General features: G+C 36.3%; 29 protein-coding genes. 22 read left to right on the top strand and 7 right to left on the bottom strand.

Going from position 1 to position 23,558, the window contains the following annotated elements:
- Positions 1-95: 95 nt before the first annotated feature.
- The 5 genes from CJ229_RS04240 (at position 96) to CJ229_RS04220 (ending at position 4,303) form a co-directional block, all read left to right on the top strand.
- Complete coding sequence (locus CJ229_RS04240) at positions 96-512, top strand: helix-turn-helix domain-containing protein (protein ID WP_317846631.1); 417 nt, start codon at positions 96-98, stop codon at positions 510-512.
- A gap of 76 nt (positions 513-588) precedes the next feature.
- Positions 589-1,845, top strand: a complete 1,257-nt coding sequence (locus CJ229_RS04235) for an MFS transporter (protein ID WP_102167673.1) — start codon at positions 589-591, stop codon at positions 1,843-1,845.
- A gap of 286 nt (positions 1,846-2,131) precedes the next feature.
- Positions 2,132-2,530: a VanZ family protein gene (locus CJ229_RS04230; protein WP_327084875.1), complete on the top strand. Its 399-nt coding sequence runs from the start codon at positions 2,132-2,134 to the stop codon at positions 2,528-2,530.
- Positions 2,527-3,444, top strand: coding sequence for an ABC transporter substrate-binding protein (locus tag CJ229_RS04225; protein WP_070623658.1), 918 nt, complete (start codon positions 2,527-2,529; stop codon positions 3,442-3,444). Before CJ229_RS04230 ends, CJ229_RS04225 begins: the two co-directional genes overlap by 4 nt.
- 16 nt (positions 3,445-3,460) lie before the next feature.
- Positions 3,461-4,303, top strand: coding sequence for a M23 family metallopeptidase (locus CJ229_RS04220; protein WP_102167671.1), 843 nt, complete (start codon positions 3,461-3,463; stop codon positions 4,301-4,303).
- Here the strand turns inward: CJ229_RS04220 and CJ229_RS04215 are convergent, their stop codons facing one another.
- Positions 4,304-4,513, bottom strand: a complete 210-nt coding sequence (locus CJ229_RS04215) for a hypothetical protein (protein WP_040929004.1) — start codon at positions 4,511-4,513, stop codon at positions 4,304-4,306.
- Between the two features lie 68 nt (positions 4,514-4,581).
- On the opposite strand from CJ229_RS04215, the gene CJ229_RS04210 reads away from it, so the two are divergent.
- Genes CJ229_RS04210 through CJ229_RS04200 form a run of 3 tightly spaced genes read left to right on the top strand, consistent with a single transcriptional unit; the run spans position 4,582 to position 5,476 of the window.
- Positions 4,582-4,935, top strand: coding sequence for a TIGR04104 family putative zinc finger protein (locus CJ229_RS04210; protein ID WP_052327309.1), 354 nt, complete (start codon positions 4,582-4,584; stop codon positions 4,933-4,935).
- The gene (locus CJ229_RS04205; RefSeq protein WP_040929003.1) at positions 4,919-5,311 is read left to right on the top strand and encodes a (deoxy)nucleoside triphosphate pyrophosphohydrolase; all 393 of its coding nucleotides are present in this window, start codon (positions 4,919-4,921) and stop codon (positions 5,309-5,311) included. Before CJ229_RS04210 ends, CJ229_RS04205 begins: the two co-directional genes overlap by 17 nt.
- Before the next feature lie 3 nt (positions 5,312-5,314).
- On the top strand, positions 5,315-5,476 hold the full coding sequence (locus CJ229_RS04200; protein ID WP_155974675.1) for a hypothetical protein: 162 nt from the start codon (positions 5,315-5,317) through the stop codon (positions 5,474-5,476).
- Between the two features lie 62 nt (positions 5,477-5,538).
- Here CJ229_RS04200 and CJ229_RS04195 read toward each other — a convergent pair whose 3' ends face one another.
- The gene (locus CJ229_RS04195; RefSeq protein ID WP_246827417.1) at positions 5,539-6,534 is read right to left on the bottom strand and encodes a metal ABC transporter solute-binding protein, Zn/Mn family; all 996 of its coding nucleotides are present in this window, start codon (positions 6,532-6,534) and stop codon (positions 5,539-5,541) included.
- 205 nt (positions 6,535-6,739) lie between these two features.
- On the opposite strand from CJ229_RS04195, the gene rpmG reads away from it, so the two are divergent.
- The 3 genes from rpmG to CJ229_RS04180 all read left to right on the top strand — a co-directional run bounded on the left by rpmG (position 6,740) and on the right by CJ229_RS04180 (position 8,163).
- Positions 6,740-6,889 carry a 50S ribosomal protein L33 gene (rpmG, locus tag CJ229_RS04190; RefSeq protein WP_040929001.1) on the top strand — a complete coding sequence of 50 codons (150 nt, stop codon included), beginning with the start codon at positions 6,740-6,742 and terminating at the stop codon, positions 6,887-6,889.
- A 103-nt stretch (positions 6,890-6,992) separates the two neighbouring features.
- The gene (locus CJ229_RS04185) at positions 6,993-7,871 is read left to right on the top strand and encodes a bifunctional 5,10-methylenetetrahydrofolate dehydrogenase/5,10-methenyltetrahydrofolate cyclohydrolase (RefSeq protein ID WP_070623655.1); all 879 of its coding nucleotides are present in this window, start codon (positions 6,993-6,995) and stop codon (positions 7,869-7,871) included.
- 4 nt (positions 7,872-7,875) lie between these two features.
- Entirely contained in the window at positions 7,876-8,163 is a 288-nt protein-coding gene (locus tag CJ229_RS04180; RefSeq protein WP_070710025.1) for a hypothetical protein, read from the top strand.
- A gap of 37 nt (positions 8,164-8,200) precedes the next feature.
- On the opposite strand, the gene CJ229_RS04175 is transcribed toward CJ229_RS04180, so the two are convergent.
- Both CJ229_RS04175 and CJ229_RS04170 read right to left on the bottom strand, forming a co-directional pair.
- Positions 8,201-8,518: a hypothetical protein gene (locus CJ229_RS04175; protein WP_102167670.1), complete on the bottom strand. Its 318-nt coding sequence runs from the start codon at positions 8,516-8,518 to the stop codon at positions 8,201-8,203.
- Positions 8,519-8,573: 55 nt separating this feature from the next.
- A complete protein-coding gene (locus CJ229_RS04170; protein WP_070623648.1) occupies positions 8,574-8,891 on the bottom strand; it encodes a hypothetical protein in 318 nt (105 codons plus the stop codon).
- A gap of 156 nt (positions 8,892-9,047) precedes the next feature.
- Between CJ229_RS04170 and CJ229_RS04165 the strand changes: the two genes are divergently transcribed.
- Complete coding sequence (locus CJ229_RS04165) at positions 9,048-10,124, top strand: IS30 family transposase (protein ID WP_068128648.1); 1,077 nt, start codon at positions 9,048-9,050, stop codon at positions 10,122-10,124.
- 298 nt (positions 10,125-10,422) lie between these two features.
- Here CJ229_RS04165 and CJ229_RS04160 read toward each other — a convergent pair whose 3' ends face one another.
- The 3 genes from CJ229_RS04160 to CJ229_RS04150 are packed head-to-tail and all read right to left on the bottom strand — an operon-like array spanning position 10,423 to position 12,588.
- Positions 10,423-11,355: a manganese-dependent inorganic pyrophosphatase gene (locus CJ229_RS04160; protein ID WP_102167832.1), complete on the bottom strand. Its 933-nt coding sequence runs from the start codon at positions 11,353-11,355 to the stop codon at positions 10,423-10,425.
- Between the two features lie 48 nt (positions 11,356-11,403).
- Complete coding sequence (locus CJ229_RS04155) at positions 11,404-11,778, bottom strand: MFS transporter (protein WP_317846630.1); 375 nt, start codon at positions 11,776-11,778, stop codon at positions 11,404-11,406.
- A complete protein-coding gene (locus CJ229_RS04150; protein ID WP_317846629.1) occupies positions 11,779-12,588 on the bottom strand; it encodes an MFS transporter in 810 nt (269 codons plus the stop codon).
- 88 nt (positions 12,589-12,676) lie between these two features.
- On the opposite strand from CJ229_RS04150, the gene CJ229_RS04145 reads away from it, so the two are divergent.
- The 10 genes from CJ229_RS04145 to gatC all read left to right on the top strand — a co-directional run bounded on the left by CJ229_RS04145 (position 12,677) and on the right by gatC (position 23,552).
- Positions 12,677-14,125 (top strand): nicotinate phosphoribosyltransferase, encoded by a 1,449-nt coding sequence (locus CJ229_RS04145; protein ID WP_102167830.1) that lies wholly within the window; start codon positions 12,677-12,679, stop codon positions 14,123-14,125.
- Positions 14,118-14,948 carry an NAD(+) synthase gene (nadE, locus tag CJ229_RS04140; RefSeq protein WP_102167829.1) on the top strand — a complete coding sequence of 277 codons (831 nt, stop codon included), beginning with the start codon at positions 14,118-14,120 and terminating at the stop codon, positions 14,946-14,948. The genes CJ229_RS04145 and nadE overlap by 8 nt, the downstream gene beginning before the upstream one ends.
- A gap of 36 nt (positions 14,949-14,984) precedes the next feature.
- The gene (locus CJ229_RS04135) at positions 14,985-15,560 is read left to right on the top strand and encodes a DUF2179 domain-containing protein (RefSeq protein WP_068131072.1); all 576 of its coding nucleotides are present in this window, start codon (positions 14,985-14,987) and stop codon (positions 15,558-15,560) included.
- On the top strand, positions 15,550-15,747 hold the full coding sequence (locus CJ229_RS04130) for an NETI motif-containing protein (protein WP_070710029.1): 198 nt from the start codon (positions 15,550-15,552) through the stop codon (positions 15,745-15,747). Before CJ229_RS04135 ends, CJ229_RS04130 begins: the two co-directional genes overlap by 11 nt.
- A gap of 22 nt (positions 15,748-15,769) precedes the next feature.
- The gene (purB, locus tag CJ229_RS04125) at positions 15,770-17,068 is read left to right on the top strand and encodes an adenylosuccinate lyase (protein WP_070458510.1); all 1,299 of its coding nucleotides are present in this window, start codon (positions 15,770-15,772) and stop codon (positions 17,066-17,068) included.
- Positions 17,069-17,171: 103 nt separating this feature from the next.
- Positions 17,172-17,846: a heptaprenylglyceryl phosphate synthase gene (locus CJ229_RS04120; protein WP_040928990.1), complete on the top strand. Its 675-nt coding sequence runs from the start codon at positions 17,172-17,174 to the stop codon at positions 17,844-17,846.
- Positions 17,846-20,011 carry a DNA helicase PcrA gene (gene pcrA, locus CJ229_RS04115; RefSeq protein WP_102167828.1) on the top strand — a complete coding sequence of 722 codons (2,166 nt, stop codon included), beginning with the start codon at positions 17,846-17,848 and terminating at the stop codon, positions 20,009-20,011. Before CJ229_RS04120 ends, pcrA begins: the two co-directional genes overlap by 1 nt.
- A gap of 6 nt (positions 20,012-20,017) precedes the next feature.
- The gene (ligA, locus tag CJ229_RS04110; protein WP_070623625.1) at positions 20,018-21,988 is read left to right on the top strand and encodes an NAD-dependent DNA ligase LigA; all 1,971 of its coding nucleotides are present in this window, start codon (positions 20,018-20,020) and stop codon (positions 21,986-21,988) included.
- 3 nt (positions 21,989-21,991) lie between these two features.
- Positions 21,992-23,197 (top strand): CamS family sex pheromone protein, encoded by a 1,206-nt coding sequence (locus tag CJ229_RS04105; RefSeq protein ID WP_102167827.1) that lies wholly within the window; start codon positions 21,992-21,994, stop codon positions 23,195-23,197.
- Between the two features lie 64 nt (positions 23,198-23,261).
- A complete protein-coding gene (gene gatC, locus CJ229_RS04100; RefSeq protein ID WP_040928986.1) occupies positions 23,262-23,552 on the top strand; it encodes an Asp-tRNA(Asn)/Glu-tRNA(Gln) amidotransferase subunit GatC in 291 nt (96 codons plus the stop codon).
- Positions 23,553-23,558 lie beyond the last annotated feature (6 nt).

The following is a 23,558-nucleotide window of genomic DNA, read 5'->3' as shown; positions in this document are numbered from 1 at the left end:
TTTTTTGTTAAGAAAGGATTATTGAGTTGACAATTTATAATTTGTCGTGTATTATAATTTTAACGTTCAAATTAAATAGAATGTTAGGTGAAAACATGGATGAAGTACATCGTATTAAAAATATTGAGGATTTAAAAGTTTTAAGTGATCCTTTTAGAGTTAATATTTTGCTAACCCTTGGAAACGTGGCTAAATCAGGACAAGAACTTTCTAAAATATTGAATGAAAAGGGATTGAAGATTTACTACCATCTTAATGAGTTGGAAAAGAGAGGGTTTATTAAAGTAGAAAAAACGGAAGTTGTAAATGGGATTGTTCAAAAATTTTATTTGCCAGTTGCTAAAGCATTTATTCCAGATATTAATATATTTAGCCAATTTACTGATACAACACATGAGAATTTCTCAGTTAAAGCAGATGAATACGACATGTTCATTAAAGAATTTAAACAATTGATAGAAAAGTACGGTAGTAATGATGGAGTGCACCAATTTATCGTATTAGAAAGTTAACCCAATACATGGGTTAATTTTATAGCCTAACATTCAAATAAATTTAAACGTTCAAAATCTTAAAGGAGAGTTTGTTATGATTAAAAATAAAGATTTTAACATTTTACTCGTTGGTCGTCTTATAGCAAATTTTGGAGACAGTCTATATAGCATCGCAACTATGTTATTAGTCTATTCGATGACAGGATCAGCACTTTACACTGGTCTTGCATTATTTATTACTTCATCAGCAGCTATTATACAAGTATTATTTAGTCCTTTACTCGATCAAATTAACTTAAAAAGATACTTAATTGGATCACAATTTATTCAAGCGATATTATTAATACTTATACCATTACTAAATCATCTAGAACTTCTAAAAGTGTCTTATATATTTATTATTATGTTTGTTATAAGTTTGATAAATCAAATTATTTATCCGGCGCAAGTTTCGATTTTACCTAAATTATTGAATGAAGAAGAATTGGTTAAGGCAAACTCTTTATTTACAGCAGCGTATCAGGGTAGTGATGCATTATTTAATGCGATTGCAGGGCTTTTAATTACTATATTTGGAATTTTCACTATGTATTACATCAACAGTGCGACATTCTTAATTAACACGATCGTGTTTATATTGTTAAGTAGCTTGATTTCAAAATTAAATCAAAATATAAAAACTAGTTCTAAAAGCAATCGATTTAAATTAGTGAATCATTTTAAACAATTAAAGAATGGGTTGTCACTCTGGAAAGAAGAAACTTTATTTCCATTGTTAGTAGGTGTAATATTTATTAACTTTGCATCAACAGGTATTTTTGCAAATCTTCCTGTATTTGCTATAAATGAAATTCACTATAGTTTTTTACTATCTACTATGGGGTTTGGGGTGTTAATTGGTGCAATTATTGCCGGAAAAAAGAAATCACAAAGTATTTTGTTAGGTCATTTTTATATTATTGGAATTATGAGCATCGGAATATTATGGTTCGCTATGACATTCATCAGTGGTAATTCTCAAATAAATATAATTACTTCATTGATTCTATTCTTTATTGGATGGTTAATTGTAGGAGTATTAAATGTGTTTTCACAAACCATCGTTCAATTAATTGTAGCACCAGAAAAAGTAGGGGTAGCTATGGGTTCTATGATTGGTATTTCTACGACACTCGCTCCTTTAGGAGCTCTTACTGGTGGAATTATTGGAAATTATTTTGGAGTTAAAATAGCAATGGCTACCTTCTCTATGCTTTTTGTATTAGTAGCGATGTATTGGATATTTAATACATCAATTAGAAAGTTAGAAAGTATCACAAACATGATACAAAAAAGGAGTGAAGTGCTATGATATGCAAATAAACTATGACTTACACACAATGACATTGAGATTTATCTCAATGTCTTTTCTTTTTAAATTGATATACTCATGTCAAAATAATATGGTATAGTCAGTCCATAAATAAAATTGGAGATTTGTTACATTGATTTTAATTAAAGCGTTTTGGCCTGTCATTCCGGTTTTTTTCATTTGTATTGTCATATTGCTTTTATTCGCAATTTATTTCAATGGAAAGTTCAATCACCGGTTAAATGATTATAATAAATTTAAAGATTTTACCGTCTTTATAGGCATAATGATGAGTGTTATTGGTATACTATTAATTACGATGATGCCGACAAGTCTACAGGGACACACGATGAACGTCGTACCGTTTCAGTCGATGAGAGAGCTGTATTATTATGGTACAGATGAGGCGATTTTTAATAATTTAGTTATGAATATCGTATTATTTGTGCCGTTTGGATTTTTCGTCTATTTAATGACGAAAAAGGAATGGTTGACGAGTATATTTGGATGCTTGTTTTCAATGTCGATTGAGACGATTCAATATATTTTACCGCTCGGACGTACGACGAACATCGACGACGTTATTTTAAACGTCACGGGAACGTTAGTCGGAATCATACTCGCATACTTTTTTAGAAAGCTCGAGTACTTTATATTCAATTATATTAGTAGGGATAAATCATGAAAAAAAGATTATTGACGTTATCTGCAACCATACTATTAGCTGGTTGTAGTACATATCAGGAAGTGAGTAGTGACGAAAATACACGTGTCATTACAACTGAACAAGCAGGACACTTAGAACTAAATAAAGAAATTAAGCGACCTGTATTATTTCGTGCAGCAGACCCATTAAATGCTGAACTGCTCGGTGTAGAGCCAGTAGGTGTTAACTCTCAGCTTAAAGGTTCAGAGTTAGTAGAAGAGAAGTTAGATGCGACTTTTATTGAACCTGGTGATTTTGAAACAGTAGAGTCATTAGATCCAGATTTAATCGTCACGTATGCTCCAGATGAGTATTCTGCGACATATAGAGATTACGCACCAACAATTGAAATGCGATATATTACGAGCGCATTTAATCCATATAAAAAGCGAATTTATTTAACGCATTTTTATTATTTAGGTGTCATGTTAAATAAAGAAGAAGAAGCCAAACTTATTGCGGATGAGTTTTTAGAAAAAATGTCTACACTTCGTAGTCAGTTAAATCAACAAGTGCTCGATATGAATGCTGCAGTAATTGTCGATGAAGATGATACGTATTATTTAAGGCCGAAGTTTTCAAGCTTTGGAACTGAAGCAGTATATGATGTACTAGGATTTAGTCAACCAAAGTATATTAAACGTATACTAGAAAGTGATGACTATAAAATATACGAGACTGAAGATTACAGTGCTGCGAAACTCGATTATTTATTTGTCGCGACAGATGACTTAAATAATGATAATAAAAAAGAGGCTCTTGCGAAAGCGTTTGACATAAATGTCGAACAAGTGATATTTATGGATATCGATAATTTTAGACCGAACGATTTACAATCTATCGAGTTTCAGTCTAAAGAGTTAATACAAACGTTAAACAAATTAAATCATTAAAAAGGGACGTGACTTCATGGTAACACCAGATACATTTGTAGAATATTTTAATAGTGAGAAGTTTAAAGAAATCTATGACACAGCATTTGAACCGTTTAAACAAAATACTGAAGAATCAAGATTTGTCGAATCGTTACAAATCTTTCATCGTGAAGCGGGAGATCTTCATCAAAAATATCACAATAAGTTAACGATGAATTTTAATCGATATTTTTATGTCAATGATGATGAAACACATAGTCTTACTGCAGCGTTTACAGATGATAACGAGATCATCGGTATTGAACTTTACTTAAATGAAAAGTACGATACGGATGACGTTTGGACAAAAAATGAGTATGCACTACCACTAGAAGAAGCAGTTGTGTCTGCAGGTGGTACAGACGTGTTTCACAACTATCATTACAGAACAGAGAATCAACGCTATGCGTATGATTTAACGAACATGGTTGAGTTTTATCACCATAACGGTGACCCCGGTGATTTAAATGCGTACTTCGTCTTTGGAAATGATGTACTTGCACCGCTAGACGGAGTAGTCGTTGACGTTAAGCGTGATGTTAAAGATAACCAAATTGGCATCGTGAATCAAGATGAGCCGTCAGGAAACTATGTAATCATCGAGCACGAAAACGGAGAATATAGTTTACTTGCACATTTAAAAAAGGATAGTGTAAAAGTTGACGTAGGAGATAGTGTCGTTACTGGAGAAATCGTTGGACAAGTTGGAAATAGTGGCGCGACGACATTGCCACACTTACATTTTCAAGTAATGAGCGACAAAGAATTAAATAAAGACTCTATACGCATTCGTTTTAAAGACTTTGAGAGTCTTAAACAAGGCGATAGAGTCGAATAATTACTCGTCATTGTTTTTTCGTTCGAACGGGTTTTCATCGTATTCTCGTTTAAATACACTCATAATCGACATTAAAGCGATGAGTACGAATAAAACGAGTACTGCGAATTTAAAAACTCCAGGTAAATAAGGCAAACTGAATCTATAAATAACAGCCAATGCAATAATGATAAGAATCGTATTTAGTGATTTACGTAACTCGATTTTCAATATAAGCACTCCTTAACTATGATACTTATTATATTAGCATAAACAGTGTAAAAAAATGGGGGATTCAAGTGGCAAAAAAAGAGTTTCATACGGCCGTATGTCCGCATTGCCATCATAAATGGACATATAAAGAGAAGTTGCTCGGCTATATGATTAAGCCGAGATCTAGAACGCGTTGTCCAAATTGTAAAGAATATATAGAACCATCGACAAAATCTGTTGTGTTTGAGTATATCGCACTCGCTTTACTTATTATTTCAATCGTTTTTATCGTTCCGAATTTACCGATATTAAATTCGACACGAATCATTATTGTGTTATTTCTGTTTTTTGTTTATACGTTTATCTTCGTACCACTTACAGTCAGGTTCGAAGAAATACATTACAATATAAAGGATAAGTCAAATGAAAAAGGAAATTAACGTCGTTGCAGCAGTAATTGTCGACGATTTAGATCGCATACTCGTCGCAAAAAGACCTCCTGGTAAAACACTCGCGAACCTTTGGGAGTTCCCAGGAGGGAAAGTTGAAGCGGGTGAGGATGAAATTGAAGCGTTAAAGCGCGAATTGTTAGAAGAAATGGATACTGAAATCGAAGTGCTCGATAAAATTACGACGACGCGTTATGAATATGATTTTGGAATCGTCAATTTAACGACGTACTATTCAAAAGTAGTACGTGGAAATTTAACATTAAACGAACATATTGAAAAAAGATGGTTAAAACGTAGTGAACTCGGGAATATAGAACTAGCACCCGCAGACTTACCTGCGATTCGAATCATTCAGGAGGGATAACAAGTGGATTTAATTAAAGGATTAATTGGTTTTTTATTTAAAACATTACTCGTACTGACATTATTTACTGGAATTGGATTAGTCGTCGCATACTTTGTCGTTAAAAAAGACGTAAAAGAAATCCAAGAATTTACAGAACGTATCCGCCTAGAAATGGAACAATAATACGTTTTACACACATAAAAATACCCTTTGTTGATTTTAAAAAGTCAACAAAGGGTGTTTTTTTAATCTTGTAATGCTTTTTTAAGTGTTTCGATATTTTCTTTCATCAGACTTTGATATGTTGAGTCTTCTGGATCGTTATCAGTTAAAGCTTCTAAATTGTGGAACGGTAAGAATTCTACATCTGTCTCTTTTCCGATCATGTCAGTTAGACGTGAAGAAACGTTTTGTTCCCTTAAAATGTATGGTGTTTTCGTTTCTTTAATGTCTTCAATCATATGAGTAAGTTCTTTTTGTGATGGTTCATCGTCGTTTAATCCGTGAATACCAACTTGTTTAAAGTCGTATTTGTGTGCTAAGTAACCGATAGACTCGTGTGAAATATATACTGTATCACGTTTTTTATCTTTCATTGCTTCGTCTAGAGAATTAGATAATTCTTCTAAGTCAGCTTTTAAAGATTCAAAGTTTTTCTCGTAAGTTTCTTTTTCGTCTGGGTTCATTTCAACTAATTTGTCTTTAATGTTTTCTGCCATTTGTGTAGCTAGTTCTGGATCTAACCAAACGTGTGGGTCGAACTCACCGTGGTGGTGATGATCGTGTCCGTGGTCGTGTTCATCTTCATCTTCAGTTGCATCGTGATCGTGATCATGGTCGTGGTCATGATGATGTTCGTCTTCGATGAATGCTTCTTCATTGTTAAATGCTTCTAACACTTCAGTGTCGTTTTCGATTGTCTCATGTATCTTTTTAGCTACAGGGTCTAATTCATGATTTGTATAGATGAAAAGATCGCCTTTTGCATAGTTTAGAATGTCTTTTTGGGACGGTTCATAGTTATGCATGTTGACGTTTTTAGGGTAAATAGATTCGACTTCCATCGTGTCTCCTGCGATTTCTTTAGTCATACTATATAGTGGAAAAACTGTAGTATACACTTTAAGATTTTTGTTGTCGCTATCTGTGTTATCACTTTCTTTGTTGTCAGCTGCGTCGTTACTACAAGCAGCGAGAACAAGTATAGCGACGAATGAAATTAGTAATGCTCTTAATTTCAAAATAATTCCCTCCAATGTTTTTGTTCTAAATTAGTATATCGTAACGCCTACGATTTAGCAAATATAAATTTGTGAAATTTACTTGAATTATTAGGGCGTCTACTGTAATATTAATAAAGTGATTAAAAACCGTAATCATCCGTTGATGATCAACTGGCCAGTTGAAGAGAAATCACACGATAATTTATTTGAAGAGGTGACAATAATGCGCGTACAAGTTATTTTAGAATGTACTGAAACAGGTGACCGTAACTACCACACAGTGAAAAACAAGAAAAACAATCCTGAGCGTATCGAGCTTAAAAAATACAGCCCAAGATTAAACAAAGTTACACTTCACCGTGAAACTAAATAAGTAATTGTTTTCAATAACCATATCTATTTGATATGGTTATTTTTTATTATCGAAATGTCATTATGGTATAATAATCTCAACATAAAATATGGAGGATTACACAATGGCAGAAATTTTAGATGGCAAAAAAGTAGCCGCACATTTATCTGAAGAAATTAAAAACGCAGTTGAAGAATCTATCAATCACGGGATTACACCGACAGTCGCTTTTGTCCGTGTTGGTGATCTTGAAGATTCAATTTCTTACGAAAATGCAGCGGTAAAAAAATTCCAAAAATTAGGTATCGAAACGAAACAATTCCATTTTCCTGAAGACATTTCTGAACAGGAATTTTTAGATAAATTTAAAGAGATTAACTGGGATTTTTCAATCCACGGTATTCTTTTATTACAACCACTTCCAAAACATATTAATATTACGAGAGCTGCGCAGTTAATGCGTTCATTTAAAGATATCGATGGGTTAACAGTTATGAACTTAGGTAAAGTGTTAACGAACGCAGATGACCGTTTAGAACCATGTACGCCAGCAGCGGTGATGGAGTTCTTTGATTACTACAACCTCGATTTAAAAGGTAAAAACGTAACAGTAGTCGGAGCAAGTGCAGTCGTTGGTAAGCCGTTATCGTTACTCATGATGAATAGAGATGCAACAGTAACGACGTGTAACTTATATACAGACGACTTAGTCGACAAATGTAAAAATGCAGATGTTATTGTGAGTGCTGCTGGAGCAGTAGATTTAATTCGTAAAGAGCATGTTAAACCAGGTGCTGTCGTTATCGACGTTGGTATTAACTTTAACGAAGAAGGAAAACTTGTCGGAGATGTTGCGTACGACGAGGTTAAAGAAGTCGCAGGTTACATTACGCCAGTACCAGGTGGAGTGGGTGCAATTACGACGACAAAACTCGCTGAGCATTTAATTAAAGCAATCGAACATCAGAAACAAGCAATATTATTTATCGAGGATAAATTCTAAACCGATGAAAAAACGTACAATAGTTTTATTAATCATTGCAATTATTATTTTATTTATCCCAGTGGTCGATAAGACGAGCCAATCCGAGCGAGTGATTATAGATAATTCAACGAGAGAAATTATTCATCCGGATTGTTTTGATGAAAAAAAACATTCAAATTGGATCGACGAAGTTACATTTAACAATGCGTTAAACAACAAAGAATATTTGGTTAGAGACACATGTTCAAAAGAAAAATTGCCGATTGGAAAGACGTCTATATTTAATCGGATGTTTTTAAAAAAAGATTAAACAAAAATGTCTGGCTCAATTAAGAGTCAGACATTTTTTAGTATAAATCCAATTTCATCTTAGGTTTCGCATCTGTTTGAACGAATATAACGACGTCTCCATCTGTCGTAAAATATACATTCTCTAAATTTCGATTCGTCGTGACAGACGCCTCCTCAATTTCAGTGTGCGATTCAATAATAAAATCGTGTTCTTTTATATCGAACGTAATCGTAAATGTACCTACACTTTGAAACTCTTCGTCTTCATATTGCGGAATATCTCTAAAAGCTAAGTCATATACGATTTCAATTTTATTTTTAGAAACAGTGTTTTCAGAAAAACTCGTATAATAATTTACTCCATCAATTGTCATATACATATTAACGAGCGTATTTTCGATATATTTATATTCGAATTTAATATCTATCTTAGTCCAACTCCTTTACAGTAGGGTCAACGTTACTATACACAGTTACTTTTTCGTCAGATGAATCATAGACATAGCACTGGACTTTTGGCTCGATATACTTAATGCCTTCTATAACATTAGATGGTTTATATGAATTTCCTTTTTGTATGATTGAAGATACATGTTGCATCCCGCGATAAGTTCTAAATGTCGCTTCAAATAACTTTCTATGGTGTTTGTAATGAATAGTTGTCGTCATAGGATAGCTTCCTTCTTCTACTGTTATTTCGTATCTATAAAACAGAATTTCATCTACTTCAACATGAATGTGTTCCATAGGCAACATCTCCGTTTTTTAATTATTTTTATTATAAAACGTTAATTGAAAAATTAAGGAAGATTTTATAATCAACCTAGCCACTTAAAATAAAAAAAGCCATGTGAATTTCATGTTATATTGAATGTACCACCAACCAATATAAGGAGAATTCACATGACCCATGTAGATAATAACACAGAATCACGCAAATCTAAACACCTTACATACGGTGAAATGAAGAAAATTGAAGCGTATAAAGCACTTGATTTATCCAATCGAAAGATTGCGTCTTTGCTTGGACGTAGTCCACAAACCATCAATAATGCCATCAATACAGCGTCTGTCACGCAGAAAAGCCAACAGAAACAGAATGGCAAGACGTATACCTACTATAAAAAGGTCTACTCCGCAGAGCTGCATCATGACATTTATCTGCGAAATCGTGCGAACTGTGGCCGCCGTCCCAAATGGGTGGAAACGGAGCGATTCACTGAATGGGCGGATCGAAAAATGCTTGAAGACAAATGGTCTCCAGATACAGTGGTTAATAAAGCCATGGACCTGTTTGATCCGGCGATCATTCCAAGTACTTCAACCCTCTACAATTGGATCGACAGTGGCATCATGCGCACCAAGAATATCGACTTACTCGAAAAGGTTGGACGGAAACCGCGGTCTACCAAAGGTCGAGTGCGACGAAATGTAAAAGTTTTGGGTACCTCAATCGAAGAACGGCCAAAATCCGTAGAGAATCGCCAAGAATTTGGTCATTGGGAAATTGATACCGTCATTGGAAAAATTGATGCCGATGAACCTGTTCTATTGACGCTCGTAGAGCGAAAGACACGCTTTGAGAAAATTTTCAAAATTGCGGGTCAGAGAGCTGATGCGGTAGACCAAACTCTGCAGAGCTTTATACAGTCCTTAAAAGGATTGGACAGTCAGATTTTTAAAACAGTCACTTCGGATAACGGAAGTGAGTTCGCCAACCTATCCCATCTGTCTGAAGAAACCGATGTGTATTTTTGCCATCCTTTTGCTTCTTTTGAACGTGGAACGAGTGAGAATCAACATAAGATTATCCGGCGTTTCTTGCCGAAACATCAGTCTCTTAAAGAAGTAAGCGACCGCCAGGTCCAGCGGATTCAACAATGGATGAACGATTATCCAAGAAGAATTCTGGACTATAAAACACCCCACCAGGCTTTTGTGCAAGAGTTGAAGCAATTGGATTTAGAACTGGCTGCTTAATCTTTTGCTTGACCTGGGGCCCTTATGGGCATGACTTGCCCTGTGTGTTGTTTGAAGTTGAACGCAAACATCCACCACACATCCCGCTTTGCGGATATCTTGCCCATACCCACGTCAAGCAAAAGACTGTAAGAAAGCGTACAATATAACTTTGTGAAATTTACTGAAATAACTATTTTCAAGTGGCTAACTTAAACTTGAAATTTAAGATTGAAAAATTAATATTAAATATATAAAGTGAAATCAAAATAAAAACCTTCCAGTATTTTTATAATACTAGAAGGTTATGATATTATTTTTACTCATATAATGATTGGAATGCTTTTTCGATGTTTGGAACGACTTGTTTTTTACGAGAAACAACACCTGTGAGTAACGCTTCGTTGTCATCTAGTGCAACGTCAAATGCACGCTCGATGACTTTGTTGTTTTCTCCGATTGCGATGACTCTAGAGTCTGACGCTAAGATGTCTGTTACGACTAAAATGAATAGGTCGTACTTTTCTCTGTCGCTTTCTTTTTTGATTTCATCGACGATTTCTTCTTTTCTTTCGAAAAGTTCATTTAAATCAACGACGTTTACTTGAGCGATTCTTACGCTGTTATCGCCCATTTCAAAAGTTTTCGCGTCTCCAGTGATAAGTGCTTGTGTACTTTTATCTTTCGTTGAAGCACCTGCTTTTAACATTTCTAAACCGTAATGATCATAGTTCACGTCTGCGATTGTTGCGAGTTCGTGAAGTGCTTCTTCGTCTTCAGTAGTCGTCGTTGGTGATTTTAATAATAACGTATCAGAAATGATTGCTGACATCATTAAACCAGCCATTTCTTTTGTTACTGTGACATTGTTTTCTTTACAAATCTTATTTAAAATCGTCGCAGTACAACCGACAGGCTCTGCTCTAAAGTAGAGTGGAGCATTCGTTTCAAAATTTGCTACACGGTGGTGATCGATGACGCTAATAATTGTTGCTTTGTCGATACCGTCTGCAGATTGTTGAAACTCGTTATGGTCAACGAGCATGACTTCGTCGTCACTGTTTACTGAATCTAATAATTCAGGTGTTTCCACATTAAAATAGTTTAACGCGTATTCTGTTTCTTTGTTTAAATCTCCAAGTCGGTAAGCTGTCGCTTCTTTACCGAGTTCACGTTCAATAATTGCTGCTACGATCGCAGATGTGATTGTGTCTGTATCTGGGTTTTTATGTCCAAAAACTTTTACTGTCATTGAATAAACTCCTTATTTATTGTCTAATTAATTTTATTTTATCACGAATTAGAAATTCGTTCTATTTTTGAGTTGATAACGGAAAATTAAGTTTCCGATTAATACGAGAACCATTACAACTGTAAAGAATGAGAAGTATAACGTGCCATTTGATAGGCTGATTAACGATCCACCAAATACTGGTCCGAGTATACTTCCGATAGAAAATATAATACTGATAAGTAAGTTCCCTGCAGCTATATGTGTACGTGGAATGACATCTGTTAAATAGCCAAGTCCAAGACTATACATCGATCCACACGCAACTCCGGTCATTAAAAATAGTGCTGTCAGCATGAAAAATGATTCTTTATTGAGTTCCATTAGTAAAAATCCGATACTTCCGATTGAAACTAGCCACGTGAGTAGTTTGCCACGCCCCATTCAATCTCCGAGTGCACCGATTGGAAGTTGGAATAAAATAGCACCTAAGTTAAACATCGGTAAAATCCAAGTCACTTGGCTAATTTCAAAGCCATTTCGCATTGCAAATACTGGGAAGTTTGAGTTTAAAGAACTCTCATAAAATCCGTATAACATCGGGAACATTAGTGCTGCCCATCCGTATACGATAACTGTTTTAAAGTTCGTTAACGTCGATAATAACGTAATTGGTACGTTATCACTATCTGGTTTTGCTTCACTCGCACCTTTTAATGTGAAAATTAGCGGCCATGCAAGCATTGTAATCACACTCGATAAAACAAACGGAACATGAGTCCCATAAACGACTAAGTCGGCAACTTTTGGTCCAATCATAAATCCTAATGAGAAAAACAGACCATACACAGCGATAACTTTTCCGATTTTATGTTGCGGTGTTGTGGACGTTAGCCACGTTTGTGTTGACATATGTAATACGTTATCTGCAATTCCGATAATTACGCGTAATATAAACCAAAACATAATTGAATCTAAAATGGGGAATAAAAACAACGATACACCGACAAATAGTCCACCGAATACAATGAGTTTTTGATATCCGTATTTTCTCATCGGTGCTTCTATTAAGAAACTAGATATAAACACACCGAGATATAACCCAGCAGTATGGAATCCACTTAACGTCGCACTAATGCCACGCGACTCAAAAATAAACGATATTAAAGGGAGCAACATACCTTGAGAGAACCCGCTAATACAAACGATGATAGATAAAACGATGAAGCGTGCTCTGAAACTAGTAAATCTCATTTAATTCACCCGCCAATTCATATATAATGTATGTAATCTATAAAAAATTTAAAAATAAAAATTCATCTTCTAAGTAAGGGGTTAAACGATGTTTAAAGACGACAGTTATATGTTACACACAGATTTGTATCAAATCAATATGGCAAAGACATATTTTGATAAAGATATTCATAATAAACGTGCAGTGTTCGAAGCATATTTTAGAACGATGCCGTTTAAAAATGGATACGCTGTATTTGCTGGACTTGAGCGTATTATCGACTATATTAAAAATCTTAGATTCTCAAAATCAGATATCGAGTATTTAGAAACACTTGGTTATGACGAAGCATTCATTAACTATTTAAGAGAGTTTCGTTTCACAGGTACAATTCGTGCGTTTAAAGAAGGGGACGTTTGTTTTAATAACGAGCCGATACTCCAAGTGGACGCACCACTTGCAGAGTGTCAACTGATCGAAACGGCTATTTTAAATATCATCAACTTCCAAACACTAATCGCAACGAAAGCAAGCCGTATTCGTGAACTCGTTCCGAATGATCAACTGATGGAATTTGGTACACGTCGTGCACAAGAGTTTGACGCGGCAATTTGGGGCGCACGCGCTGCAGTCATTGGTGGATTTGACGGTACGTCAAACGTTCGCGCTGCTAAAAAGTTCGGTATTAAGCCTACAGGTACACATGCCCATGCGCTCGTTCAAACGTTTGGCGATGACTATTCAGCATTTAAAGCATATGCTGATACGCATAAAGACTGCGTCTTTTTAGTCGATACGTTCGATACGTTAAAGTCTGGTGTTCCAACAGCGATTCGTGTCGCAAAAGAATACGGTGACAAAATTAACTTTATCGGTATTCGTTTAGACTCTGGAGATATTGCGTATTTATCTAAAAAAGCGAGAAAGATGTTAGATGACGCTGGATTTAAAGATGCAAAAATCATCGTATCTAATGACCTCGACGAATACACAATTCAGTCGTTACTCACGCAAGGTGCTAAAGTAGATAGTTACGGTATTGGTACAAAACTAATCACTGCATACGATCAACCTGCACTTGGTGCAGTATATAAATTATCTGCAATTGAAGACGAAAATGGCGAGTTAGTCGACCGTATGAAAATTTCAGGAAACGTCGAAAAGTTAACGACACCGGGTAAAAAAGAAGTGTATCGTATTATTAATAATGAGACGAAAAAATCTGAGGGTGATTATATTACACGTGTCGGTGAAAAAATCGATCATAGTGAACCTTTATTTATGTTCGACCCTGTGCATACAGTTAAACGTAAATACGTTAAGAACTTTACAGCAGTGAAAAAGTTACATGATATTTTTGTCAACGGACAACTCGTATATGAGTCATCATCTATTGAAGAAATGAGTCAATTACGTGAAGCAGCGTTAGATGAATTATGGGAAGAAAATAGACGTCTATTAAACCCACAAATTTATCCAGTCGATTTAAGCTTACAATTATGGGAAGATAAAAAGTCATTAATCGAATCGATTGCTGAGCGTGATATTAATGCATGATATTCAGCGAGAAATTATAGATGCGTTACACGTTAAAGAAAACATCAACCCTGACAGAGAAGTGCGTGAAATCATCGATTTTCTTAAAAACTATAAATACCACCACGACTTTATTGAAAGTTTTGTCTTAGGGATAAGTGGTGGTCAAGACTCAACATTACTCGGGAAACTCGCGCAAATGGCGGTCGAAGAGTTACGTGAAGAGGGTCATACGATTCATTTTTACGGAGTACGTTTACCGTACGGTACACAGCTCGATATGAATGACGTCGACGACGCTATTGCTTATATAAATCCAGATTTTGACGTTACTATTAATATAAAAAATGCCGTCGATGCGAGTGTAAAAGCACTAAATAATGCATCGTTTCATATTAGTGACTTCGTAATCGGTAATGAAAAAGCACGTGAACGCATGAAGGCGCAATATGCGATCGCAGCAGACCGTAAAGGTGTAGTACTCGGTTCAGATCACGCAGCAGAAGCGTTAACTGGGTTTTATACGAAGTTTGGTGACGGTGCAGCAGACGTCATGCCGTTAACCGGTTTAAACAAACGTCAAGGTCAACAGATTTTAAAATATTTAAATTGTCCAGAACATTTATATTTAAAAGTCCCTACTGCAGATTTAGAATCTGACCGCCCACTGTTAAGCGATGAAGATGCACTTCAAGTGAGTTATAAAGATATCGATGACTTTTTAGAAGGGAAAACAGTACCTGTAGCGGCGTTTAATCGTATCATTCATTTATATAAAGTGAGTCAGCATAAAAGAGACAAACCGTATCATCGTTATCTTAAGCCGAAATACATGGAGGAATAATTATTGTTACAATTAATTAGCGAAAACGCATGGCTGATGGTACTTACAATTTTTTTAATCAACATATGTTACGTCTCGTTTTTAACGATGCGTACGATTTCGACATTAAAAGGATATAAGTATGTCGCTGCGTTAGTGAGTATTTTTGAAACGCTCATTTATATTATCGGACTTGGTCTTGTTTTAGATAACTTAGATAAGCCGATTAACATACTTGCGTATGCGTTTGGTTTTGGTACAGGGATACTCGTTGGTATCCGCATCGAAGAAAAGCTTGCTTTAGGATATCAAGTCGTCAATGCAATTACTGCAGAAAAAGATAAAGATTTACCGATGCAGTTAAGAGAACTTGGCTACGGTGTTACGCACGGGTACAGTTATGGACGTGACGGTGAACGTACGACGATGCAAATTTTAACGCCGAGACGCCACGAGAAAAAACTTATAAACACGATCATCGAGCTCGATCCGAATGCATTTATCGTGTCATATGAGCCAAAATCTATTCACGGTGGGTTCTGGACAAAAGGTGTACGAAATCGTGAAGTCGCGTCATATGACGTTGAAGATGTAGAAGAAATTTTAGAAGAAGTCGGTACTAATGAAAAATAAAAAACAACTAAAAAAGAAGAAGTTTGAAGTTACAAAGAACGATACGATTGAATCCGTGTTACAACAAATGAGAAGTGAAGGGTATACGCCCGTGAGACGTATGGAAAAACCTGTCTTTAAGGAAACTGAAAACGGGATTGAAGTGAGTCACCAAGAAATAGTATTTGAAGGTAAATTAATCGATTAACGATAAAAGGAGACGTATAGATATGATTCCTCGTTATACTAGAGAAGAAATGGCCAATATTTGGACAGAAGAAAACAAATTTCGTGCATGGTTAGAAGTTGAAATTTTAGCAGCAGAAGCTTGGGCAGAGCTTGGAGAAATTCCAATGGATGAAGTAAAACAACTCCGTCCAAATGCTAAAATCGACATCGACCGAATTAAAGAGATTGAAGCAGAAACACGCCACGACGTCGTCGCGTTTACGCGTCAAATCTCTGAAACGTTAGGGCCTGAGAAAAAGTGGGTCCACTACGGTCTTACGTCAACAGACGTCGTCGATACGGCACAAGGGTACTTAATTAAACAAGCAAACGAAATTATCGAAAAAGATTTAAATGCATTTTTAGACGTCTTAAAAGATAAAGCGCAAGCACATAAATACACGTTAATGATGGGTAGAACACATGGTATTCATGCAGAGCCTACATCGTTCGGTATTAAACTTGCATTATGGTATGAAGAGATGAAACGCAACTTAGAGCGTTTTAAATATGCGAGAAAAGATATTGAAGTTGGTAAAATGAGTGGAGCAGTCGGCAACTTTGCGAATATTCCACCTGAAATTGAAGAGTACGTGTGTAAACATCTCGGTTTAGACTATGCACGTGTATCGACACAAACGTTACAGCGCGACCGCCATGCATTTTATATTTCGACACTTGCGTTAATCGCAACATCTATTGAAAAGATGGCAGTAGAAGTCCGTCATTTACAACGTAGTGAAGTGCGTGAAGTTGAAGAAGCGTTTAGAAAAGGACAAAAAGGTTCGAGTGCGATGCCACATAAACGTAACCCGATTGGCTCAGAAAACGTTACAGGGATCGCTAGAATTATTCGTGGGTATATGACGCCAGCGTTTGAAAATGTACCGTTATGGCATGAAAGAGATATCTCTCACTCAAGTGCAGAGCGTATTATGCTGCCAGACGTTACGATTTTAACAAATTATATGTTAAATCGATTTAAAAATATTATTCAAAACTTAGTCGTTTTTGAAGACAATATGAAAGCAAATATTAACGCGTCATATGGACTTGTGAACTCTCAGCGCGTCATGCTCGGTTTAATCGATAAAGGACTATCACGTGAAGCAGCATATGACCTCGTTCAACCACGTGCGATGGAAGCATGGGAGGGTAAACAAGCTCTACAACCGTTAATAGAAAACGACGCAGAAATCACGAAATATTTATCACAAGAAGATATTGATGATGCGTTTGATAATAGACATTATTTACAATCAGTAGACCGTATATTTGAACGCGTCGGATTAGATGAATAAACCTAGACATTGTCTAGGTTTTTTTCGTGGATGACTATCGTACGTTTAGAATGCATAGTAAAAAAATGCTATAATTATAATATTGATTTTATGGAGGAAACGAATGTTAAGCGACGTAAAACATATATTTAAATTAGATCCAGCGAAAGAGATTAGCGATGAGCATTTAGAACGGTTAGCTGAAAGTAAAACAGATTTAATCGTCGTCGGAGGAACAGATAATGTCACTGAAGACAACGTTTTAGATTTACTCGCACGCGTGAGACGTTTTAGTATTCCACTCGCACTTGAAATATCTAACACTGAATCTGTCATTGGTGGATTCGATCATTATTTCATCCCAGTTGTGTTTAATACGACGAATATTAAGTATCATAACGGACTACTCGTTGAAGCGTTACAAGAATTTCACGATATTATCGATTACGACGAAGTCTCGATATTGCCATATATAATTTTAAATGAAGAGTGTAAAGCGTTTAACAAGGCGGAGTGCTATTTACCAGATGAAGAAACACTCACAAGCCTTGTAAATATGATTGATAAGCTATATGAGTCAAAGTATTTATACATCGAATGCAGCGGGACACTGATCGACGTAGACACGTTAAAACATATACATTCACAACTTAAAAATAGCCATCTTATTTACGGTGGTGGAATTAAAAATCGTGAAGAGTTTAAAGAAAGAAAACCTTTCGCAAATACGTTAGTCGTCGGTAATTCAATTTACGATGACTTTACTCAAGCATTAAAAACGACAAATGAGGTAGAGTAATGGATTTATCTTTAATGAACCGAGCGCAATATGAAGCAATTACGACAACAGAAGGCCCTGTCCTCGTTATGGCGGGAGCTGGAAGTGGAAAAACACGTGTGTTAACGCATCGTATCGCATATTTAATTGAAGAAAAAGATGTGCCAAGCTATAACATTTTAGCGATCACATTTACAAATAAAGCAGCGAAAGAAATGAAAGAGCGTGTCGACAAACTAATCGACGACGACACATCTAAAATGTGGATTTCAACGTTCCACGCGATGTGCGTTAGAATTTTAAGACGAGATATCGACAAACTCGGCTACGATAGAAGTTTTTCAATCTTAGACACGACAGATCAGCTCAATGTCGTAAAAGATGTTTTAAAATCGATGAATATAGACCAAAAACAATATCCACCCCGCCAGTTTTTAAATGCTATTTCAAACTTTAAAAACGCATTAATTACTGAAAAAGAAGCGAAAGAAAACGCATATGATTTTAGAGAAAAACTAAATGCGGATATATATACGTCATACCAAGAAATTTTATATCGTAACAGTGCGCTAGATTTTGACGATTTAATTATGCTGACGATACAACTGTTTCAAAAAGATGAAGCAATCTTAAATTATTACCAAACAAAATTTCAATATATTCATGTCGATGAATATCAAGATACGAACCATGCACAATATCAGCTCGTCTATATGCTTAGTCAAAAATATGAAAATATTTGCGTCGTTGGGGATAGCGATCAGTCAATTTACAAATTCCGCGGTGCAGATATTATGAATATTTTAAACTTCGAAAAAGACTACGATAACGTAAAGACGATTTTACTCGAAGAAAACTACCGCTCGCATCAGCGTATATTAGACGCAGCGAATAACGTCATCGAAAACAATACGAGCCGCGTACCGAAAAATTTAGTGACAAGTCGTGGTAAAGGTGAAAAAATTACATCAATCGTCTCTCAAAACGAACGAGAAGAAGGCCAGCGTGTCGTTAAACAGATTCAAAAACTCAAAAATGAAGGATACAGATTTAACGACATGGCTGTATTATACCGCGCAAACTCACAGTCACGTGCAATCGAAGATGCACTCGTAAAATCATCCCTACCATATAATATGGTTGGTGGTATGAAGTTCTATCAACGTAAAGAAATTAAAGACTTAATGAGTTATATGAAAGTCGTTTTAAATATCCACGATGATATCGCAATGGAACGTATTATTAATACACCAAAGCGTGGAATCGGACCGAAGACGATCGACACGTTAAAGCAACACGCGAACGCGTTAAATTCGAGCATATACGACGCAATTAAAGACGCGGATTTCATCGGTCTATCAAAGAAAAACGCTGAAAACTTAGCACAATTATTAAGTGTACTTGAAAACTTAAAAGAAAAGTCTAAGTTTATGTCGATTACAGACTTAGTCGATGAAATACTCCACGACACTGGATATTTAAATATGCTTATCCGTGAAAACACACTTGAAAGTAATTCACGAATAGAAAACTTAGAAGAGTTTAAAACAGTAACGAAAGAATTTGACGAAACACATACGATTGGAGACGAACTGCTCTTTGACTTTTTAAGTGATATGGCACTCGTTAGTGATCAAGATAGTGTTGACGACACAGATGCTGTCACACTTATGACAATCCACGCCTCTAAAGGACTCGAGTTTAAAGTGATTTTCATCGTCGGTCTTGAAGAAGGGCTATTTCCTTCATATAGATCGATGGATACTGAAGAAGAACTCGAAGAAGAGCGCAGACTTATGTACGTCGCGATTACACGTGCGATGGAGCGCTTAATCATTTCACGTGCGACGTCACGTACTATATTTGGTCGAACAAATAACGCAATGGAAAGCCAATTCTGGTCAGAAATACCAGCAGATTTAGTTGAAGGTGAATCCCTCATTTCTGTATACGACGGACGTAGTAGTAACAGTAAGAAACGTCCACGTAGTAAAAGCCAAGTGTTTACAGATAATAGTGGCGTAACATTTAACGTCGGCGATAAAGTAACGCATAAAACGTTTGGTGACGGGATGATTACAGCAATTAACGGTTCAGGTGACAGTGAAGAGCTCGATATCGTATTTTCAAAAGTCGGTCCGAAACGGTTACTTGCGAAATTTGCGCCAATTGAAAAGAAAGGGTGATAAGAAATGGAAAAACGCATGCGAGAATTAGAAAAACTTCTGACGCAGTACAATTATGAATATCATGTTTTAGATCACCCTTCGGTTCCAGACGAAACGTATGACAAATTATTCCATGAGTTACTTCATCTTGAAGAACAATATCCTGAGTTAAAAAGTGACACGTCTCCAACTTCTAGAGTCGGAGGAGTGGTGCTTGATAAGTTTGAAAAAGTCACGCATGAGACGCCGATGTTATCTTTATCTAATGCGTTTAACGAAGCAGATTTACGTGCATTTAACGATAGAGTAGAACGCGCAGTCGGAAAAGTAGAGTATATGTGTGAATTAAAAATCGACGGTCTTGCAGTATCGCTTTTATATCAAGACGGTAAATTCTCTCAAGGTGCCACACGTGGCGACGGTACTGTTGGTGAAAATATTACTGATAACTTAAGAACGATTCGAGCGATTCCACTGTCAACAGATTTAAATGCACAATTTGAAGTACGCGGTGAAGCGTATATGCCAAAAAAAGCATTTGAAACGTTAAATAAACGTCGCGAAGAAAATAATGAACAAGTATTCCAAAATCCGAGAAACGCTGCAGCAGGTAGTTTACGTCAACTCAATACGAAACTGACGAGTGAACGTAATTTATCTATATTTTTATACGGGACACCACGCGCGGACATATTAGGGGTAACGTCTCAAAGTGAGGCGCTCGATCAGCTCGATAAGTTAGGATTTAAAACAAACAAAGAACGCGCAGTGAAAGAAGATATCGACGGGGTGATTGAATACGTCAACTACTGGCAAGAGCACCGTAATGAGTTACCGTATGAAATCGACGGAATTGTTATTAAAGTGAACAACATAGACCTACAAGAAGAAATTGGTTATACTGTCCGCTCGCCAAAATGGGCAATTGCGTATAAGTTTCCAGCTGAAGAAGCAAAAACGAAAATTATAGACATTGAACTGACAGTCGGTCGTACAGGTGTCATTACACCGACGGCAATTTTAGAACCTGTTCGTGTCGCTGGGACGACTGTTGCACGTGCGTCACTTCATAATCATGAGCTAATCGAGGAAAAAGATATTCGTATTAACGACACGGTAATTATCCATAAAGCCGGAGATATTATCCCGGAAGTTGTGCGTGTCGTGTACGAAGAACGTACAAACCAAGAAGTGTATAAAGCACCGACACAGTGCCCGTCATGTGGTCATGAAGCGGTTAAGTTAGACGAAGAAGTTGCGATTCGTTGTATTAACCCGAAATGTCCGGCTCAAATCGTAGAAGATATTATTCACTTTGCTTCTCGAGGGGCAATGAATATCGACGGACTCGGTGAGAAATTTGTTCATCAGTTATACGATGCGAAACTCATTTCAGACGTTGCAGATCTATACACACTTAAAAAAGAGGAACTTATAGAGTTAGACCGTGTGGGAGATAAAAAAGCTGAGAACCTCTTAAACGCAATCGAAGCGAGTAAAGAAGCACCACTTCAAAAGTTATTATTTGGTCTTGGTATTCGTTTTCTCGGCCAAAAAGCATCACGTTTAATTGCTGAGAGATTTATAACGATGGATAATATTTTATCTGCTGAAAAAGACGAGTTGATGGAAGTTCCTGAAATCGGTGAAGTGATCGCAGATTCTGTTGTAACGTATACGTCAAACGAAGATTTTATTCATCTTATAGAAAAACTAAAATCAGCAGGTTTAAATATGACTGAAGAGGTTGAAGAGCAAGAGAGTACACAGTTTGACGGGATGACGTTTGTGTTAACAGGTAAACTCGAAGAGTTAACACGTAAGGAAGCGAAAGAAAAAATTGAGTTAAATGGCGGGAAAGTGACAGGTAGTGTGTCTAAAAACACAGATGTCGTCGTCGCTGGAAGTGATGCGGGGTCTAAATTAGACCGTGCGAGAGAGTTAGAAATTACTGTATGGAGTGAAGCGGATTTACTCGAAAGGTTGGGCGAATAGCAGATGAAAAAACTTGTAATGAGTACGTTGTTTGGTACAGCGATATTAACGGCATGTTCGAATACGTCTGTCGACGTTGAGAATGCGTCAGAAAATAACGATGAAAATAACAATAACGTTCAAACAGTACGAAATGAAGATGTACAAGATAGTGTCACACAAAGTATTTCAAGCGATTATTACCAATCTGTCTTACCATACGAACTCTCTCCAGCACGCGGGTTAACAAGTTCTAACATGGTTTCAACGTATAATATGGAAGCATTTGAAAAAGGCCTTTTTGAGCAGTCGAAAAGATTCTTTCCGACAAATGAATACGTGTTTCGAGAAGGACAAATTATGTCTGATAAAATGACTCGCGAGTATTTAAAACGTCAATATACGAAAGAGCAAATCGATGAGATGGATGAAGCAACACTTAAAAGGACAGGTGCATTTAGTAACTTAGGGTTAAACCCATCAAACAACGGAGAAGAAGATCCAGAAAAACTTGCAGAGAACGCGCCACTTTACTTATCTCATATACTTGAACAAGATTACTTAAAAATTGACGAAGAAGGTAATCAGACGTTCGAAGGGATTACGTTCGGACTTGCAATGAACAGTGAGTACTTATATCAAAAAGAGCAGTATGGTACGACATATCAAAAAGATTTAGATTTAGAAGTCGTTCAAAAAGAGGGCGAAGATATGGCGCGTGAAATTTTAGAGAGACTTCGAGAAAACAGTGATTATGTCGATAAAAAAGTCGTATTTGCAATCTTTATCCAATCAAAAGGAACCGATATTATACCTGGTAACTTCGTATCCTACGCGGTTGTTGAACCAGGTGTAAAAGAAATTCCTAAGTTTGAAACGATCGATGAACAGAACGTTTTACTACCATCAAATAATGAATCAGTACCAGAAGAAGTAAATAGCGAATATCGTGCATTTAACCGAGAACTCGAAAGTTACTTTAAATCATTTTCTACAAGTGTCGGACGCGGTGTGATTCGTGACGGTAAACTCGACGAGTTATCGATTGAAATACCATTTGAATACGAGTCACGTGGTGAAATGGTCGGTTTAAGCCAATTCGTGTATGAACTTGTCGAAAAACATTTTAAAGGCACAAAAGTTCAAGCAAAGATTCAAGATAAGTCAAAAGTGTATTCGATTATTACGTCTGACGGTGAAGAGAATACGGAACTTTATATTACAGAATAACAAACAATAGAATTGAGACGTATATTTTGATAAAATAATACGTGTTTTAAAAAGGAGGATATTTATGCCAACAGTATCAAAAGAAGAAGTACTAAAGATGGCAGACGTTGCGAAAGTTGCATTAACTGAAGATGAAGCAACGCGTTATGCCGAGTCTATTACAGACATCGTACAACGTGCAGAGGATTTAAAAAACATGGACTTATCTGACGTTGAACCAGCAACACATGCGTTAGAGATTTATGACGTCGTACGTGAAGACGATCCAAACAATCAAGTGTCGATTGAAGACGCGTTATTAAACTCAGAATCAACAGAAGACGGACAATTTAAAGTACCAAAAATGATTTCCTAGGAGGGA

The organism is Nosocomiicoccus massiliensis, from assembly GCF_002871345.2.
In the GTDB taxonomy this organism is placed as follows: Bacteria; Bacillota; Bacilli; order Staphylococcales; family Salinicoccaceae; genus Nosocomiicoccus; species Nosocomiicoccus ampullae_A.
Note: the sequence above shows the minus strand (reverse complement) of the source record. Positions and strands in the feature narration are given on the sequence as shown.